This window comes from Nocardiopsis sp. JB363 (assembly GCF_900143625.1).
GTDB lineage: Bacteria > Actinomycetota > Actinomycetes > Streptosporangiales > Streptosporangiaceae > Nocardiopsis.
Genome location: NZ_FRFF01000019.1, coordinates 117244 through 134923 on the forward strand (window position 1 = coordinate 117244; position 17680 = coordinate 134923).

14 protein-coding genes are annotated in these 17680 nt (G+C 67.1%); 4 read left to right on the top strand and 10 right to left on the bottom strand.

The window, feature by feature from the left end; translation table 11 throughout:
* Positions 1–40: 40 nt before the first annotated feature.
* From BQ8420_RS04125 to BQ8420_RS04135, 3 genes are all read right to left on the bottom strand, one after another.
* Positions 41–337 (bottom strand): hypothetical protein, encoded by a 297-nt coding sequence (locus BQ8420_RS04125; RefSeq protein ID WP_200815781.1) that lies wholly within the window; start codon positions 335–337, stop codon positions 41–43.
* A gap of 108 nt (positions 338–445) precedes the next feature.
* Entirely contained in the window at positions 446–1588 is a 1143-nt protein-coding gene (locus tag BQ8420_RS04130; RefSeq protein WP_087096454.1) for an acetyl-CoA C-acetyltransferase, read from the bottom strand.
* Between the two features lie 118 nt (positions 1589–1706).
* Positions 1707–3761: an MDR family MFS transporter gene (locus BQ8420_RS04135; protein WP_087096455.1), complete on the bottom strand. Its 2055-nt coding sequence runs from the start codon at positions 3759–3761 to the stop codon at positions 1707–1709.
* Between the two features lie 207 nt (positions 3762–3968).
* On the opposite strand from BQ8420_RS04135, the gene BQ8420_RS04140 reads away from it, so the two are divergent.
* Positions 3969–5111 (top strand): acyl-CoA dehydrogenase family protein, encoded by a 1143-nt coding sequence (locus tag BQ8420_RS04140; protein ID WP_087096456.1) that lies wholly within the window; start codon positions 3969–3971, stop codon positions 5109–5111.
* A 27-nt stretch (positions 5112–5138) separates the two neighbouring features.
* Positions 5139–5306: a hypothetical protein gene (locus BQ8420_RS32200; RefSeq protein WP_200815782.1), complete on the top strand. Its 168-nt coding sequence runs from the start codon at positions 5139–5141 to the stop codon at positions 5304–5306.
* Between the two features lie 162 nt (positions 5307–5468).
* Here BQ8420_RS32200 and BQ8420_RS04145 read toward each other — a convergent pair whose 3' ends face one another.
* From BQ8420_RS04145 to BQ8420_RS04165, 5 genes are all read right to left on the bottom strand, one after another.
* Complete coding sequence (locus tag BQ8420_RS04145; RefSeq protein ID WP_235005911.1) at positions 5469–6200, bottom strand: NPP1 family protein; 732 nt, start codon at positions 6198–6200, stop codon at positions 5469–5471.
* Positions 6201–6583: 383 nt separating this feature from the next.
* Positions 6584–8890: a SpoIIE family protein phosphatase gene (locus BQ8420_RS04150; protein ID WP_087096458.1), complete on the bottom strand. Its 2307-nt coding sequence runs from the start codon at positions 8888–8890 to the stop codon at positions 6584–6586.
* 152 nt (positions 8891–9042) lie between these two features.
* Positions 9043–9741 (bottom strand): metal-dependent transcriptional regulator, encoded by a 699-nt coding sequence (locus BQ8420_RS04155; protein WP_087096459.1) that lies wholly within the window; start codon positions 9739–9741, stop codon positions 9043–9045.
* 389 nt (positions 9742–10130) lie between these two features.
* Positions 10131–10784, bottom strand: coding sequence for a pyridoxamine 5'-phosphate oxidase (gene pdxH, locus BQ8420_RS04160; RefSeq protein ID WP_087096483.1), 654 nt, complete (start codon positions 10782–10784; stop codon positions 10131–10133).
* A gap of 84 nt (positions 10785–10868) precedes the next feature.
* Positions 10869–14552, bottom strand: coding sequence for a branched-chain amino acid ABC transporter substrate-binding protein (locus BQ8420_RS04165; RefSeq protein WP_087096460.1), 3684 nt, complete (start codon positions 14550–14552; stop codon positions 10869–10871).
* A gap of 225 nt (positions 14553–14777) precedes the next feature.
* Here BQ8420_RS04165 and serC point away from each other — a divergent pair, with 225 nt between their 5' ends.
* Together serC and BQ8420_RS04175 are read left to right on the top strand one after the other, a co-directional pair.
* Positions 14778–15899, top strand: coding sequence for a phosphoserine transaminase (gene serC, locus BQ8420_RS04170; protein WP_087096461.1), 1122 nt, complete (start codon positions 14778–14780; stop codon positions 15897–15899).
* 98 nt (positions 15900–15997) lie between these two features.
* Positions 15998–17002 carry a glycerophosphodiester phosphodiesterase family protein gene (locus BQ8420_RS04175; protein WP_087096462.1) on the top strand — a complete coding sequence of 335 codons (1005 nt, stop codon included), beginning with the start codon at positions 15998–16000 and terminating at the stop codon, positions 17000–17002.
* Between the two features lie 63 nt (positions 17003–17065).
* Here the strand turns inward: BQ8420_RS04175 and BQ8420_RS04180 are convergent, their stop codons facing one another.
* Together BQ8420_RS04180 and BQ8420_RS32565 are read right to left on the bottom strand one after the other, a co-directional pair.
* The gene (locus BQ8420_RS04180; protein WP_087096463.1) at positions 17066–17278 is read right to left on the bottom strand and encodes a DUF397 domain-containing protein; all 213 of its coding nucleotides are present in this window, start codon (positions 17276–17278) and stop codon (positions 17066–17068) included.
* Entirely contained in the window at positions 17275–17553 is a 279-nt protein-coding gene (locus tag BQ8420_RS32565) for a Scr1 family TA system antitoxin-like transcriptional regulator (protein ID WP_235005912.1), read from the bottom strand. Before BQ8420_RS32565 ends, BQ8420_RS04180 begins: the two co-directional genes overlap by 4 nt.
* Between the last annotated feature and the right edge of the window lie 127 nt (positions 17554–17680).

Consider the following 17680-nt stretch of genomic DNA (forward strand, 5'->3'; position numbering starts at 1 on the left):
TTCGGTTCCCGTGAACGAGCCCGGATCCTGGCGAAAACACTCACTCGCGACCTTCCGACACCAGATCCTCCGGCAAAGTTCCCCCGCGGGCCGCTCGACGGGCCTTCTCGACGGCCTCCCTGCTCGGTCGAGAGCGCGGGGTACCCGATTCGTCCAGGAACCCTGCCTGTGCGAGCTTGGCACGGACGCCACCGACCCCATCACTCTCCGGGTTCGGGTCGGTGGCGGCGCGCATCACGCGGGTCACATACTCGTTCAGGCTGACACCAAGGCGTTCAGCGGAAGACCTGGCTCCGCGCATCAGCTCTTCTTCGGCTCTCCACGTCATCTGACGCATACATACAGCTTGGGTGCGGTCATTCCCGCACTCAAGTGCTTATCCTGGCCCCGACCACGAGAACGGGCCGCGCACCCAGTGGGTGCGCGGCCCGTTCGGGGACGCGGGTCAGACGCGTTCGATGATGGTGACGTTGGCCTGGCCGCCGCCCTCGCACATGGTCTGCAGGCCGTAGCGGCCGCCGGTGCGGTGCAGCTCGTTGACCAGCTTGGTCATCAGGACCGAACCGGTGGCGCCCAGCGGGTGCCCCAGGGCGATGGCGCCGCCGTTCGGGTTGACCTTGGCCGGGTCGGCGCCCAGCTCGTCGATCCACGACATCGGCACCGGCGCGAACGCCTCGTTGATCTCGGTGACGTCGATGTCGTCGATGCTCAGACCGGCCTTCTCCAGGGCGATCCGGGTCGCGGGGATGGGCGCGGTGAGCATGTAGACCGGGTCGTCGCCGACCAGCGACAGCTGGACGACGCGAGCGAGCGGGGTGAGGTCGTGCTGCTTCACGGCCCGCTCGGAGGCGATGAGCAGGGCACCGGCACCCACGGAGACCTGGCTGGCGACGGCGGCGGTGAGATCCCAGCCCTCACGCAGCGGCTTGAGCCCGGCCATCTTCTCCAGGGTGGTGTCGGGGCGTACGCCTTCGTCCCGGGTGACGCCGGCGAGCGGCGCGATCTGAGAGTCGAAGTAGCCGGCTTCCAGCGCCGCTGCGGCGCGCTGGTGGCTCTCCAGGGCGAACTGCTCCAGGTCCTCGCGCTTGTAGCCCCACTTCTCGCACATGAGCTGGGCGCCGCGGAACTGGGAGATCTCCTGCGTGCCATAGCGCTTGGCCCAGCCCTCGCCGTACAGCGAGAGGCCGTTGTCGAGGGCGAACTGGACGTTGGCGCCCATCGGCACCATGCCCATGTTCTCCACGCCGGACGCCACGACCAGGTCCTGCGTGCCGGACATGACGCCTTGGGCGGCGAAGTGGATGGACTGCTGGGAGGAACCGCACTGGCGGTCGATGGTGACGCCGGCGACGGTCTCGGGCAGCCCGGCGGAGAGCCACGCGGTGCGGGCCAGGTCCAAGGCCTGCGGACCGGCCTGGCTGACCACGCCCATGATGACGTCCTCGACCGCGGACGGGTCGACCCCGGTGCGCTCGATGAGTTCCTTGAGGACGTGTGCCCCCAGGTCCGCCGGGTGCACTGCGGCGAGCGCGCCCTTCTTGGTGCCGACGGGGGTGCGAACTGCGCCGACGATGTATGCCTCGGCCATGGGGTCCTCCAAGGGGCTGGGATGTGACGTCCTACTAAACCGAACTGTATTCGGTTTAGTGGCCGTGGCAAGACCCCGCCCTCGGTTTCCCGGTCTCCCCCGGCTCGGAACCGGAGGTCTACCGTCCGCTGTCCCGGTCCGGGTCCTCGGTGCCGCCCAGCCGGCCCGCGTCGCTCTCGTCGCCCAGGGTGCTCCCGGTGACCCTCTCCAGGACCTCGAACACGTCGGGGTGCTCGTCCGGGTCGAAGTCCGAGAGCAGGGAACGCAGTGCGGTGCGCTGCGCCTCGTAGAGGCTGCGGACCGCGTCCTCGCCGCGCCAGTTCAGCTCCCAGGGGTCCGCGTCGGAGACCAGATAGCCGTTCTCCAAGAGCTCTTGGTGCACGTTCTCCCACCGGGACACCGCCAGGCCGGAGGTCCGATGCAGTTCGTTCGCCGTGAGCGGCCCCCTGATCCCCAGGTGACTGAGCGCCCAACAACCCTCGATGGACACGTCCAGCCCCGCGGCCTCCCGCAACCTGCCGTACATCGTCTCGGCGCCCTCGGCCCCGGTCGCCTGGTAGATCTCGTGCTCGACCTGGGCGATCGTGGACCGGCTCGGCGCCGCCACCGGGGCGACGACCTCGTTCAGGTCCGGGGTGGAGATGGTGGTGCGCAGCGGGATCTGCTTCAGGCACAACGCCAGCACCAACCCGATGAGCGCCACCGGGACGGCCGTCAGGAAGACGACGTCGATGGCGTCGGCGTAGGCCTCCAGGAAACCCGCCTGGTCACTGGGCGGCAGTTGGTCCAGAGCCCTCGGGTCGGCCTCCAGGTCCGCGGGCTCCACCCCCGGCGGCAACCGGATCGTTTCCGCGCGTTCGGTCAGGTTCGAGGCGAGCTGTCCGGCGAAGACCGCGCCGAACACGGCCGTGCCGAACGAACCACCGATCGATCGGAAGAAGGTGGCCGAGGATGTGGCCACACCCAGGTCGTCGTAGGACACGGCGTTCTGCACCACCACGACCACCACCTGCATCACCAGGCCCAGCCCGATGCCCAGGACGAAGAAGTACAGACTCATCTCCAGCAGGGAGCTGTCCGGCCCCATCCGCGACATCAGGAACAGACCCAGGGAGGTCATCGCCATTCCCGCGATGGGATAGGGCTTGTAGTGCCCGATGTGGGTGATCAGGGCGCCGACCGTGACCGACGTGATGAGCATCCCCACCACCATGGGCAGGAGATGCATCCCGGAGGCGGTGGGCGAGAGGCCGTGGACGATCTGGAGGAACAGCGGCAGGAACGCCATCGTCCCCATCATCGCGAAACCCACAGAGAACCCGATGCCCATGGCCATGACGGTGGTCGAGTCGCGGAACAGCCCCAACGGAATGACCGGGTCGGGGGCCCGACGGGCGGTGAACCACCACCCCACCCCCAGGACCACCGCGCCCACGATCAGGGTGATGATCTGCCAGGACGTCCACGGGTAGAGGTTGCCGCCCCAGGAGGCGATGAGGGTCATGCACACCGCGGTGGCGGCGATCAGGACGATCCCCGCGTAGTCGATGTTCTGCCGGCCGGTGGTGGATCGGCCCGGCAGGAAACGCAGCACCGTCAGGAAGGCCAGCAACCCCAGGGGCAGGTTGATGTAGAAGACCCAGCGCCACGACAGGTGGTCCACGAACAACCCGCCGAGAAGGGGACCCGCGACGCTGGAGATACCGAAGACCGCACCGAAGAGCCCCTGGTACTTGCCGCGTCGGCGCGGAGAGACCACGTCCCCGATGATGGCCGAGGCCAGCACCATGATCCCGCCGCCCCCGACGCCCTGGAAGCCGCGGGCGAGGATCAGCTGGAGCATGTTCTGGGAGATCCCGCACAGCATCGAGCCCACGAGAAAGATGGCGATGCAGGTGAGGAACAGCTTCTTGCGACCGAACTGGTCGCCGAGCTTGCCCCACAGCGGGGTACTGGCGGTGACGGCCAAGAGGTAGGCGGTGATCACCCAGGACAGGTGGTTGAGCCCGCCCAGATCGGAGACGATCGTCGGAAGCGCGGTGGAGACGATCGTCTGGTCCAGCGCGGACAGCAGGACCGTCAACATCAGGGCGGCCATGATCAACCAGATCCGCCGGCCCCGCTGCTCGTGCCGATCCGGCGCCCCTTGGTCGGCGCCGCTGCCATGGGCCATCGAATCGCCTCCCTGATCGTGGTGAGCGACGCTCACCGGCCGACGCCCTCTCTGCGGCCACACTAGGAACCCCTTTCCCTCCCGCATCGAGGGAACCGCCCAGAGGAACGGGAACTTTGCCCCGGGTTGGCCCCCGACCTTCATAACCGAACGGGATTCGGTTACCGTGTGAGAACACAGCGATCCCCGACACTCTCGGAGCAGCACATGAAGCGGGAACTCTTCGACCCCGACCAGGAACTCTTCCGCGAATCGGTCGCCGAGTTCCTGAAGCGGGAGGTCGTGCCCCTCCACGACCAGTGGGAGAAGGACGGCATCGTCCCCCGCGAGGTGTGGACCAAGGCGGGCGAGGTCGGCCTGCTCGGTCACGGTGTACCCGAGGAGTACGGGGGCACGGGCATCCACGACTACCGCTACAACCAGATCGTGAACGAGGAGATCTGCCGCGCCCACGCCAGCGGCCTCGGCATCACCCTCCAGAACGACGTCATGGCCCCCTACATGGTGGGCCTGACCAACGACGAGCAGAAGAAGCGCTGGCTGCCCGGCTTCGCTTCCGGTGAGCTGATCACCGCCATCGCCATGACCGAACCCGGGACCGGCAGCGACCTCCAGGGGATCAAGACCTCCGCCGTGCGCGACGGCGACGAGTTCGTGCTCAACGGCACCAAGACCTTCATCACCAACGGCATCAACGCCGACCTGGTGGTCGTGGTCGCACAGACCGACCCCGAGGCCGGCGCGCAGGGCTTCTCCCTGATCTGCGTCGAACGCGGCACGCCCGGCTTCGACCGTGGCCGCAACCTCGACAAGATCGGTATGAAGGCCCAGGACACCGCCGAACTGTTCTTCGACGACGTGCGCGTACCGGTCGCCAACCTCATCGGCACCGAGGGTCAGGGCTTCATCCACCTGATGCAGAACCTGCCGCAGGAGCGGCTGTCCATCGCCACCTGCGCGGTGGCCTCGGCCGACTTCATCCTTCAACACACCATCGAGTACTGCCGTGACCGCACCGCCTTCGGCCGGCCGATCGGGCGCTTCCAGAACACCCGTTTCGTCCTGGCCGAGTCAGCCACCGAGGTGGACCTGGGCCGCACCTACGTGGATCGCGCGGTCGAGCTGCTCAACAGGGGTGAGCTCACCGTCGAGGACGCCGCGAAGGCCAAGTGGTGGACCACCGAGATGTGCAACCGGGTCGTGGACCGTTGCCTCCAGCTTCACGGTGGGTACGGGTACATGATGGAATACCCCGTGGCACGGGCTTGGCAGGACTCACGCATCCAGACGATCTACGGTGGCACCACCGAGATCATGAAGGAGATCGTGGGCCGGGGTCTGGGCCTCTAGAAACCCCCGTCCGGAAGGGTCCCGGTCATGAGCGGAGCGTGGGACGGCCTCATCGTGATGGGGCTGTTGATCATCCTGCTGGTCCTCGGCGTCCGCAAGCTCCGTCCGAAGGTCCACATCCCGTGGAAGACCGGCGCCATCGTCATGGTCTTCATCTTCGTCTGCCTACTGCTGTGGGCCTGGTCCTGGCGCTGACCGCCGCAGAACCGCGCCCGCGCCGGAGCTCGCGGGCCGAACGCACCGAGGGCCCGCCTCCCCACGAGGCGGGCCCTGCGGCGTCCGGGGAATCGGCGAGACACGGACGAACGATCCCCTAGGCGGGTGGGGACCGGCCGTCCGAGCCTCGGCCTCGATGGTTCAGGCGTACGGGTCGAAGTCGATCCCGTCGGGCACGGCCTTGGCGAGCGCGTCACCGAACCGCTCGTCCTTGAGGTCCAGCTGCGCGGAGCCGTAGTCGGCCGTCACGAAGATGTCCCGGATCCCTTCGGGGTAGCCGTCCCAACCCACCAGCGCCGGGTACTGCCACACCCCGTAGTGGTTCTCTGGCGGGTCGTCGTGGTCCGCGGCGAACCGGAAGGCGTGGGTGGAGGCGCCGTCCTTGTGGTAGACGATCTTGGGGTGGGTGCCCTCCCACAGCAGGTCCTCGGCCGCCCGGGTGTCGTAGTCCCCGTGCGCCGAGGCCGACACGTAGCGCGCCTCGTCGTCGAGCACCCACACCACGACGTGTTCCAGGTCGTGCCGGTGCCCACAGCACCCGGGAAGGACCTGGTCCTTCTCGAAGTAGAGGGCGTACATGTAAGCGCACCAACCGTTGTCGACGCACGTGGCACGAGAATACGAATTGGTGTTGTCCAGATCGGACTGGTCACGGCAGTTCCCGTTCAACGCCCCCGAGGTGTTCAACCCTTCGGCGACACTCCCGTCAGGGCCGATCGCGGGTGTCGAATAACAGCCGTCCGTGTCGTAGTCGAAGGCGGGCTGCCATTTCTCCTCGGCCTCGGAGGAATTCGCGGGGAGAGCGCTCGGGGGTTCGGCGAACGCCGGAGCCGCGAGGGCGATCACGATCCCGAAGGCCCCGAGGAGGGCCACACCACCCCTCCTGGCGAGCGCCCACGGCCACCGAAGAGACCCGGCGAGCCCATCGGGACTTTGTCCCCCAAAATCACCAGTGGAACTCAGGACCAGCTTTCCCGCCCCGGACGACAATGCACACACCACCATTTCCGTAGCGGGATACCCGTTTACCACTGGATAAAGTAACCATCCGACTACAGTAAGGCAAGATGTGCTGAAGGCATTTTTTTCGCACCTCTGAACAGGTTTGGGAGGATACGTTCCCCCACCTGGGAAAAGGGCGTTGATCGTCGAATCGACCCGGACGGATCCGTAGGCTCCACAACCGGGCCCGGTCGGCGGGACGCCCGGGGCGACGGTGGGCGAGCGGCCCTACCCGTCACACCGTCGGCACCGTCTCAGGCGTCCTCGTCGACCTTCTCCGCCTCGTCGGACTCGACGTCGTCCGTGGGCGCCTCGGGGGCCTGCATCGGCATCTCGAACCAGACGGCCTTGCCGTCCGGGGTGGGACGCGAACCCCACCGGCTGGCGAGCTGCTCCACCAGGTACAGGCCACGGCCGCCCTCGTCGTCGGCGGCGGCGCTACGGATCCGGGGCAGCCGCAGGTCGTGGTCGAAGACCTCCACCCACACGGCGTTGGCCCCGCGCCGCAACCGGAGCAGGAACTCCTTCTCCCCGGAGTCGTCGCTGGACCCGTCGTCCTCGGCGACGGCCTCCAACAGGTCGCTCCAGTCCTCGTCGAACTCGTCGCTCACCCCGCCGTCGTCCATCGGGGTCTCCGAGTCCAGCACGCCGCCACCGGTGAACTCTCGGTGCACGGGGCGCGGGGTGGCGTGGATGACCACGTTGGTGACGATCTCCGAGACGAGAAGACAGGCCAGTTCGGCCTGGTCCCGATCCACGCCCCACTCCTTGAAGGTGTCCGCGGCCAGGTGCCGGGCCTCCCCCACGGTGGAGGCCTCGGAGGGGAACCAGCCCTCGCGCAGCGCCAGTTCCTCGGAGTGCGTGCGCACGACCAACAGCGCGGTGTCGTCCTCCAGTTCGCCCGGCACGCTGTACACGGCCGCCTCGGCGATCTGGTCGACGTCCTTGTCCGCGACCTCGGCGACGCGTTCGGTCATCTGGGCCAGGGCACGCTCGGGGTCGGCCTTGCCGCCCAGGGGTTTGCGGTCCACCAGTCCGTCGGTGTACATCACCAGGGTCGCCCCGATGGGCAGGCGCAGGTCGGCCTGGTGGTAGACGATGTCCTCGCCCGAGCCGCCCTTGGCGCGCACGCCGAGCATGCGGTCGGTGATCTCCAGGTCCAGGGTCTCCACGGTTTCGGAGGTGACCAGGAGGGGCGACGCGTGCCCGGCGTTGGCGTAGGACAGCTCCCGGGACCAGGCGTCGTAGACCATGTACAGGCAGCTGACGCTGGGGATCCAGACCCCGCCCTTGCCGTCGGGGGTGCCCAGTTGGCGCACCCACTCGTCCAGCTCGCGCAGGATGTCGGCGGGTTCGCGGTCGGCCTGGGCGAAGGCGCGCAGAGCGGCGCGCAACTGGCCCATGACGGCGGCGGCGTGCGGGCCACGGCCCTCCACGTCACCGATGACCAGACCCACCCGTCCGGCGGACAGCGGGATGGCGTCGTAGAAGTCGCCGCCCACCTGGGTCTGCACCCCGTGACCGTGCGCCTGGAGCGGCCCGGCCGGCAGGTAGCGCTTGGCGACCGTCAACCCGTCCAGGGGTGGGAAGTCACCGGGGAGCAGACTGTTCTGGAAGGCCAGCGCGGTGGAGCGCTCTTCCTCGAACAGGCGGGCGTTGTCGATGGCCAGGGCGACCCGGGAGGCGATCGCGCCGACCAGGTCGCGGTCGAAACCGCCGTAGCTGCTCTTCTGCCGCGGGGACAGGCCGGACAGGGCCAGGGTGAGCACGCCCAGCACCTCGCCGCGAGCCCGCAGCGGAGCTGCGATGGCGGAGGTGACGCCGACCTGGCGGGAGACCCGGTCGGAGCGATCGTTGGGCGAGTTTTCGTACATGTAGTCGCTGCTGACCACGGTCTCCAGTCGACGCAGCGCCTGGGTGACGAAGTGGCGTTCGGGGTAGCGGACCTCGTCCCCGACGTCGAACCAGGTGTGGGGCGGGGGCGTCCAGCCCTCGGCGTGGACGGAGACCTGCCTGATCAACCGTTCGTGGTCGTAGAGGTCGATGAAGCAGTGGTCCGCGAACTGGGGAACGAGGATGCCGGCGACGCCCTTGACAGTGGAGTCGAACTCCAGGGAGCCGGCCAGGCGGCTGCCGATCCGTTCGAGCAGGCCGTACTGCTCCTCGACCCGACCGCTGCGCAGGGCCTCGTTGGCGATGAGGGCTATGCCGTCGATCTCCCCGGAGTCGTCGCGCATGGGCACGGCCTGGGCCCGTACGTGGATCCAGGTGGAGTCGCCCTTGAGCACCGCGAAGGTGCCTTCCCACGGCTCGCCGCGAAGGACGCGGCGGGCCAGTTGGGACGCGTGTTCGCGGTCGGACTCATGGATGCCGATGTCCAGCAGGGACAGGCCGATGTGGTCACGACCGCCGACGAACCCGAACAGCTCGCGAGCGTAGGGGTTCCAGTATCGAAGGAGGCTGAACCGGTCGATGACGACGATGGCGATCTGGGCCTGGTCCACGACCTCGGCCGTGGCTAGTGCGTCGCTCTCCCGGAAGGGCTCACCCCACCGTGTCATCTAGCCGCCACCTCGCCGTCATGAGCTGCATACATGCCTGCTCCGGGTACCCCGAACGACCGCACCTTGGGGCGAGCGTAGCAACACCGTCAACGTTCCCGCAGCGCAATGAGACAATCCCGATGAGCAACCAATCAACGTGTACGGACGTTTCACGGCTTGGCGACGAAGATGTGCCCGGCGACACCGGCGGGAAGGTCGGTGTGACCGTCCTCGACGATGATCCGCACTCCGTCGTCCGAAGCCCGAAGGACCACTTCCTGTCCGGGTTGTACCCCGGATTCGCGCAAGGTGAGCATGATGTCGGCGTCCGGCTGGAGCTGTTCACTGATGCGACGCACGGTGACCGTGGTGTCCGCGTTCGAGGCCGCGTCCAGCATCGGCACGATGGAGTCGTCGGTGAACGGTTCGGGGGCGTATCCCTCCAGCCCCAGCTCGTCGAGGCCGGGGATCGGGTTGCCGTGCGGGCACACCGAGGGGGCGTTGAGCAGCGTCACCAGACGCTTCTCGACGGCCTCGGAGATGACGTGCTCCCAACGGCAGGCCTCGATGTGGACGTCCTCCCACGGCAGCCCGATGACGTCGACGAGCAGACGCTCGGCGAGCCGGTGCTTGCGCATGACGTGGGTGGCCAGCCTGCGCCCCTCGGCGGTCATCACCAGGTGACGGTCGTTCTCGACCCGCAGCAAGCCGTCACGCTCCATGCGTGCGACCGTCTGACTCACCGTTGGTCCGCTCTGGTGCAGGCGCTCGGCGATACGTGCTCGAAGCGGGACGATGCCCTCTTCTTCGAGCTCGAAGACCGTACGGAGATACATCTCCGTGGTGTCGATCAGCCCGTGTGCGGTCAAGACTCCCCTCCCAAGGCTCTGTGCCCGTCGCGCGGTCACGACAGACACGGCAGGTCTCTCTCAACACAGGCCGGGAACACGTGATTCCCTGGGGCCGGGCGGGACCGGGATGTCCGCGGTACCGCTGGAGCGACCACCGATGGATCAAGCATATCGTGGCGCGCCGGGCCTGAATTTCCCCTCTGTCTCACGATGCGGACACGAGCGACCCGAGTGGCCCCCGTGGCGCAAGGGACCGAGGTCACAGGTGCGCAGGCCATTCGGTTGAAAATCGAACTACCCAAGACCCTGTTCCCGTCCCGAACCGTGACCCCACATCGCCCGAATCCGCGAACGAAGCGACCAACATCACCCCTGGACGCACCAAATGTTCCGATATATCCCGGTTCTCAGGGCGCGAGGCGGTCGATCGTCCACTTCCCGTCCGCACCGAACAGGTAGCGGAACCGGTCGTGCATGCGGTCCCGACCACCCTGCCAGAACTCCACCTCCCGCGGGACCAACCGGTACCCGCCCCAGTAGGCGGGCCGCGGGATGGTCTCGTCCACCCCCCACACCGAGTCGAACTCGTGGAACAGGTGGTCCAGCTCGTCGCGATCGGAAACCGGACGCGACTGACGCTCGCTCGCCCAGGCGCCCAGCTGGGAACCGCGTGGCCGGGAGGCGAAGTATCGGTCGTTCTCCTCGTCATCGAGGCGTTCCACCACACCCGCGAACAGCACCTGTCGGCGGATCGCGTGCCAGGGGAACACCACCGACGCCCGCGGATCGGCGGCCAGGGCCCGACCCTTGCGCGAGGTGTAGTTGGTGAAGAAGCGCAGCCCCGAGCCGTCGTAGCCCTTCATGAGCACCGTGCGGGACCGGGGAAGGCCCGACGGTTCCACCGACGACAGCACCATGGCGTTGGGTTCGGCGAGACCCGATTCGTAGGCCTCGTCGAACCACAGGTGGAACTGGGTCATCGGCAGTTCGGCCAGCTCCGATCGGCGCAGGGGGTCACCCATGTACGGTTTCCGCAGTTCGGCGGGGTTCTGGTGGTCCACACCCGGCATGATCTCGCGTCGGGGCCGGGCGGTGCCGGCCGGCCCCCGCCTCCCGCGTGTCCACGGGTCCTCCCCCGCCGCCCGTCATGGGTCCTCGTCCGTCTCCACTCCTACCTCCAAGCACTCTTCGCCCGGCTCACCATCCTCAACGCTGCTCAGACCGCAACGTTGGAGGACGTGCTGGCGCCGCACCTCGTCGATCTCGCCGGTCTCATCGGAGTCGATGGACAGACGCGGACCGACCAGCGCCAGTTGCACCATGCGGTCGCCCAACCAGTTGCCGTCGTTGTCGGCGTCGAAGGCGATGTACCCGGAGACCCCGGTGAACCCTCCTGTCTTGACCTGGGCGTACAGCTCGTCCCGCTTCTCCTCGTAGTCCTCGTCGGTGTGCAGGAAGGGCACCGGATCGAGGCCGAACCGCCGAAGCAGCCCATCGTTCTCCGTTTGCTCCTTGGCCGGCCCGACCTCGGGCAGCGCTTCGGTGATAGCCAGGAGGGCGTCGTTGCCAATGGCCGCGTGGGCGATGGAGGGCAGCCTGTTCGCGAGCGGCATACCCGAGTCATCCGTCTTCTCGTCAACGTCGCCTTCCTTCTTGTCCTTCATATAGAGGTCGATCAGGAGGTCGCCCATGTCGTCGTAGAAACCCTGGTCGCTGCTGCCGGAGCCGTCCCCGTCGACGCCCCAGGGGCCACTGGGCGCCAACGGCGTGTAGAAGACCGGGTGGTGCTCGGAATTGTTTTCGATGAGCTTCTCGGAGTCGGAGAGGAACTTGGAGATGTCGTCACCACCAAGAATGGCCACATCACCCTTGCTGCACTTCTTTACCGGAGAGATCCTGAGTGCCTTGTAGAAATCAGAAAAGTCCTCCGATCGACCGGCGTAGTAGATCAGATCGGGCGGGTCATCGCAGATTCGCTCCAGTTGAGCACTGAGGGTCTTTCTGTCCTGGTAGAGCAGCACCCCTTGGCCGGCGTACTCGTCGGAATCAAGGTCGGCCGTGCCGTGCCAGGCATCTCCTCCCTCCTCTTCCTCATTGCCCTGGACGAAGGCCTCCATGAACTCCTGCGCCAGATGCCGACCGTACTGTTCGTGCTCTTTGCCCCTGGTGTTGGTCTCGGCATCGGCGAGCGCCACAGCCGTCGTGCTCGGGGGCAGGTCATACTCCTCCCCCTCGTGACCGGTCCAAGAGACACCCGCTAAGGCCCATTTGGCGGCCTGCGCCGCGATACGACTGTTGGACGGCGCCACCGGAAAGAAGAAGCGACTGTGTTCTCCGGCCTCGGGCCGGGCAACGTCGTCGAAGGTGGCGGTGGTCCCCACCATCGTCAGGGACGCCTTGCCGATCTCCCCGATGGCCAGGCTGTTGTTGACCACACTGTGCCCAAAGCCGATGGCGGCGACCGGTCGGTCCATGGCGAGGCTCTCGTCCTCCGCCATGTCGACGATCTCCTTGGCCGTCTCCTCGGAGTACGCCCAGTCCTCCCCCACGTTGCCGAGGAGGATTTTGATGTCGGGCTCTTCCTCTCCCGAATTCTTGTTGTATAGATCCTGCCTGTAGGCGAGACCAAGCAGTTCGCCTTGGACCCCGGCCAACCCGGAGTCGTCGTTTTGGGCTCGGGAGGAGTCCTTGGAACGGGCGTCGCTCAGTTCACCGACATAGGCGATCGTGACGTAGGGCTCACCGGAGGCGACCACCGCTTTGTTCTGTTCCTCGATCAGCTCGATGACCTCCCGCAGCCGTTCGTCGAATACGAAGTCGCCGAAGGTCACCCCATAGCATTCCTTCCGATTCTTGCCCTCGGCTCTGGTGATGCCCTGGGGCACCCAGGCGCCCTCATCGATGCACGGGTGGAGCGCCTGTGCCTGCTCCGGGATCAGGACCAGACCGGCCAGTACGAGGAAGCCGGTCACCGCAACCGCGCCTGTGCTCACCGCAGCGGCCTTGACGGGGCGGGTCATCACCCACGTGGGTTCGGTCCGCCAGCTTCTCTCCCGCGACTCCGGTGGCCGCTCGGCGACGTGCAGGGTAAGGGTGCGTCGGGCACCGAGCGCGCCGGACAGGTGGCGTTCACGGTGCCAGCCACGGATCTCCTTGAGGACCGTGTCGGTCCCGTCGAACTCCGGCAGGTTCTTGTACCTGGCGACGGCGATCTCACCGCCGATCAGCGGCTTCTCCCCGTCACGATCTCGGATCTGCACCAGCAGCAGGGGGTCGGGCAGGGCGCGCCGCAGCCGTTCGTCCTCGATCAATCGGATGAGGTAGCGGCCCACGCGGCCCAGGCCCTGCTGGTCGTAGACGAGGACGGGGCGGGAGGAACGGGCCCGCCCGCGACTTCGGTTCGCGCCGTAGACCTGGTGGAGGTCGTCGAGCAGCGCGTTCACCGCGATGCGATGGGTGCCGGGTGGATGGTCCCCCTTCCGCTGGTCGGCGCCGCCGATCCGCCCCTTGTTGCGGTGGGGGTGGTGGAGCTCGTTGAGCAGGTGCACACCGCGTGCGCGGTGCCTGCCGACCCTTCCCTGGCCATCGGGCGCGGGTTCCTGTGCTTGCCGGGATTCGTCCTCGACCAGGTCCATGACGTACCGGTGGTGGTTGAGCCACCGGTAGGGGCGCCACGGCAGGAAGAAGAAGAAAACGGTGAGCAGGTAGACGACCGCCAGGAACACGCCGGTCAGCAGTGACACGATCTCGCCGAGCTGTTGGGCGGCCAGACCTACGAAGGCGAAGGGAGTGGCGGTTACGACGAGGGAGACGATGAAGGCCAGCGGGGTCAGGATCTTCTCGTCCGCCAGCCCGAAGGTGGCCTTGCCCGAGATCCGGGTGACCCAACGCGAGGTGACGGCGGCGACCCGCGCGAGTCTGCGCCAGTGGACGAGCGCGGTGGCGCTGAAGATCTCGCCACGCGAGGGTGGCTCATCCTTGCTCGAACCGTGTCCGGCCTGTTCGACGCGGTCCAGGAGGTCTGCCCGATACTGGATCGCGTAGTTCAGGCGGGCCTCGCGCAACCCGTTGATGACCGCGGTCTGCCCCTGGCTGGTGTTCTCCAGACGGCCGTGTTCGGGGGTCTTCTCGGATCGGTCACCGCTCGCCCTGCTCCTGATCTCGATGAGGTCGCAGCGGCGCAGCCACAGCAAGGAGTTCAGGCGCGGCAGCCGTGGCGGCGGTGGAGGTCTGCGGCCCCTCTTCGGTTTCGGTGGGGAGTCCTTCCAGGCGAACCCGTCGTTCACCAGGTGTTCGATGTAGTCGTAGAGCTCGTCGGTGGTGACGTCGGTGTCGGAGTCGCGCGCCTCGTAGCGCCCCCGGGGCAGGCCGCGCGGCACGGTGTCGGCCAGTTCGGGGCGGGCCTGGGGTCCCAGGAGACGCGTTCCTTGATCCTTGAACCATTCACGCGGATCGTGGGCGGGGTCGGCCATTCGCGCATTCCCCGGCTCCCCGGTCTCCTCCGGCTTCTCGGCGGACCGAGGTGGGAGAAGCCACACGGGATCCACAGCGCACTGCTGGACGAGCATGCGGCGGACCTCGGCGTGGTCGGTGGCGTCGTCCAGGACCAGGTCGAGCACGGGCGGGGGTTCGGCCAGATCACCGCGTTGGACTTTGCCCTTGCCGGCGGGGCGCCGGTGGGCGACACGGGCCTCCATGCGGCGCAGCCGCTGATGCAGGCTCCATCGCGGGCGTGAACGTAGCGCTTCGAAGACCCGAAGGAACAGGGGCGGGTCACCGGCCCCCTGGGGCGTTCCGTCCGATCGGTCGCCGTCTTTTCGATCCACCACGAGGCGCCCTCCTTCCACCGTTCGTGTCGCTCATCACCCCTGGGAAGCGCCTCATTAGACAACAAGGTGAACCATTTTTCACCGGGCGAAGCGAAATCGTCACTGTCCAATACCGGACAGCGGAACGAATCATGTGAAGGACCCCGTCGCCGTTCACGTGATTTCACGCGACCAATCGCCGCCCTGACCGGCGGCGTCACCGGGTCCACCACTACGCTGTGCGGTGTGACCGAGATCCAGATTCCCGCGAACCTGCTGCCCGCCGACGGTCGTTTCGGGAGCGGCCCGTCCAAAGTCCGCGCCGCGCAACTCGACGCCCTCGCCGCCTCCGGTTCCCATTACCTGGGAACCTCCCACCGACAGAAACCGGTGAAGTCCCTCGTGGGCCGGGTCCGTGCCGGGGTGCGCGACCTGTTCTCCCTGCCCGAGGGCTACGAGGTGGTCCTGGGCAACGGCGGCACCACCGCCTTCTGGGACATCGCCGCCCACGGGCTGCTGCGCTCCAAGTCGCAGCACCTGTCCTTCGGTGAGTTCTCCAGCAAGTTCGCCAAGGTCGCCCAGGGCGCCCCGTGGCTGGAGGATCCCACGGTCATCAGCTCCACCCCGGGCACGCACGGCGAGGCCGTCGCCGAGTCCGGCGTGGACGTGTACGCCCTCACCCACAACGAGACCTCCACCGGTGTGGCCGCGCCCATCAAGCGGGTGTCCGGGGCCGACGAGGACGCCCTCGTGCTCGTGGACGCCACCAGTGGCGCGGGCGGTCTGCCGGTGGACATCGCCGAGACCGACGTCTACTACTTCGCCCCGCAGAAGAGCTTCGCCGCCGACGGTGGCCTGTGGATCGCGATCATGTCGCCCAAGGCCCTGGCCCGGGTAGAGGAGATCACCGCGAGCGGACGCTACGTCCCCGAGTTCTTCTCGCTGCCCACGGCGATCTCCAACTCCGCCAAGGACCAGACCTACAACACCCCGGCGGTGGCCACCCTGTTTCTCCTGGCCGAGCAGCTGGACTGGATGAACGAGCAGGGTGGGCTGAAGTGGGCCGTGGACCGTACCCACGAGTCCTCTTCGATCCTCTACAACTGGGCGGACCGCAACTCGGTCACCTCGCCCTTCGTGGGCGACCCCGCCCAGCGTTCCCAGGTGGTCGGCACCATCGACTTCACCGATGACGTCGACGCCGCTCAGATCGCCAAGGTGCTGCGCGCCAACGGCGTCGTGGACACCGAGCCCTACCGCAAGCTGGGCCGCAACCAGCTGCGTGTGGCGATGTTCCCGGCCGTGGCGCCCAGTGACGTCAACGCGCTCACCGAGTGCGTCGACCACGTGCTGACCAAGCTGTCCTGAGCCGGTCCGACGACATTGGAGAATGGAGGCCGACCCGCCGCGTGTGGGTCGGCCTCCTACTTTTACTACCGCTCATCGTTTCTCAGGACGGTTCGACTGTGCGCAGGAACAAGCAAGAAATCCCCATCAAGATCATTTCGCACCGGGGAGCGTCGGGTCACCGGCCCGAGCACACCCTGGCCTCCTACGAACTGGCGGCCCGGCACGGCGGCGACTTCATCGAGATGGACCTGGTATCCACCCAGGACGGCCACCTCATCTGCCGCCACGAGCAGGAGATCGGCGAGACCACGGACGTGGCCGACCGGCCGGAGTTCGCCGACCGGCGGGTGACCCGGACCATCGACGGGCGCACGGTGGAGGGGTTCTTCGCCCAGGACTTCACCCTGGCCGAGATCAAGACCCTGCGCGCGATCGAGCGCATGCCGAAGGTGCGGCCGGAGAACGCGGTCATGAACGGCACCTACGAGATCCCGACCCTCCAGGAGGTCATCGAGCTGGCCTTCTCCCTCACCGCGGAGCTGGGTCGTCCGGTCGGGATCTACCCCGAGACCAAGCACCCCGCTCACCACGTGGAGCAGGGTCTGGACCTGGAACCGAAGCTGATCGCGGCGCTGCGCGAGGCCGAGCTGCTCGTTGAGGAGCCGAAGGTCCCGGTGTTCCTCCAGTCCTTCGAGGCCGAGAGCCTGCGCAAGCTCGCCGAGACCGAGCTGCCGCTGGTGTACCTGATGGGCACCGAGGAGCACTGGCTGCACTACACCACGCCGGAGGGGTTGGCGGAGGTGGCGACGTTCGCGCACGCCATCGGCCCGCACAAGAGCCTGATCATCCCCACCAACGAGGATGGTTCGCTGGGCGAGCCCACCACGCTGGTCGAGGACGCCCACGAGGCCGGGCTACAGGTGCACCCGTTCACGTTCCGCAGCGAGAATCACTTCCTGCCCACCGATCTGCGTTCGGACGGCGACCCGAAGGACTACGGGGGTTTCGCCGCCGAGTACGAGGCGTTCTTCGAGGTCGGTGTGGACGCTGTGTTCAGTGATTTCTCCCGGCACGCCTTCTTGTGTCGAGAGCACTTCCTGGACCCCCAGCCGATCGACTAGACCATCCCGACACCGGGTGGAGTCGGTGGCCCCCACCCGGTGTCGTCTCGGGATCGCGCCCGGTCAGCCGAGGTCGCTCTTGGCAATGCCGAGAAAGGCTTCCCACTCGCCCCCGGCGAAGAAGAGTGCGCCGAGTTCACGGTGCTTGGTGTCGCGAATCCCGGTGACCGGCCCCTCCGCGACCTCGACACATTCTCCACGGTCGTTCGTGTAACTCGCCTTGTGCCAGGGGACGGCGGGGATGAAGGATTCGTCGGTGGTCGTACTCGGAGTCATGACGGCCTTCTATATTCGTCGATCAGCGTCTTGAGGAGGGTCTGCGACTCGGAGGTGGAGAGCGCAGACGCCTGTAGTTGGTCAAAAGCTATCTCGTGTTCCACGATGTCCGCTTGGTCCTCGAAGAACAACCCGTTCGGGGGTACATCGACGAACAACGCGCGGTCGTTCTCCTCGATCATTTCGAGGAGATTGGAGGTCCCTCCGGACCAGAACGCGTCCCAGAGGCGATCGATCTTGCTCTTCAGCTCGCAGGTAATCACGAAGATCAGCACAGTAGGGCGCTACGAGGCGGCCGGCCGGATTGGTGGGACCGACACCGAGCAAAGACCCGGACCTGGTCCCCGTGATCTTGTACTTGTGGTCAACTTCGGCGCCGAAGTTGACCACAAGTACAAGATC

What these genes read in the sequence shown, in the direction of transcription:
- BQ8420_RS04180 (WP_087096463.1), bottom strand. Translation starts at nt 17,278, where the DNA reads ATGACTCCGAGTACGACCACCGACGAATCCTTCATCCCCGCCGTCCCC.
- BQ8420_RS04135 (WP_087096455.1), bottom strand. Translation starts at nt 3,761, where the DNA reads ATGGCCCATGGCAGCGGCGCCGACCAAGGGGCGCCGGATCGGCACGAG.
- BQ8420_RS32200 (WP_200815782.1), top strand. Translation starts at nt 5,139, where the DNA reads ATGAGCGGAGCGTGGGACGGCCTCATCGTGATGGGGCTGTTGATCATC.
- BQ8420_RS04140 (WP_087096456.1), top strand. Translation starts at nt 3,969, where the DNA reads ATGAAGCGGGAACTCTTCGACCCCGACCAGGAACTCTTCCGCGAATCG.
- BQ8420_RS04150 (WP_087096458.1), bottom strand. Translation starts at nt 8,890, where the DNA reads ATGACACGGTGGGGTGAGCCCTTCCGGGAGAGCGACGCACTAGCCACG.
- BQ8420_RS04125 (WP_200815781.1), bottom strand. Translation starts at nt 337, where the DNA reads ATGCGTCAGATGACGTGGAGAGCCGAAGAAGAGCTGATGCGCGGAGCC.
- BQ8420_RS04130 (WP_087096454.1), bottom strand. Translation starts at nt 1,588, where the DNA reads ATGGCCGAGGCATACATCGTCGGCGCAGTTCGCACCCCCGTCGGCACC.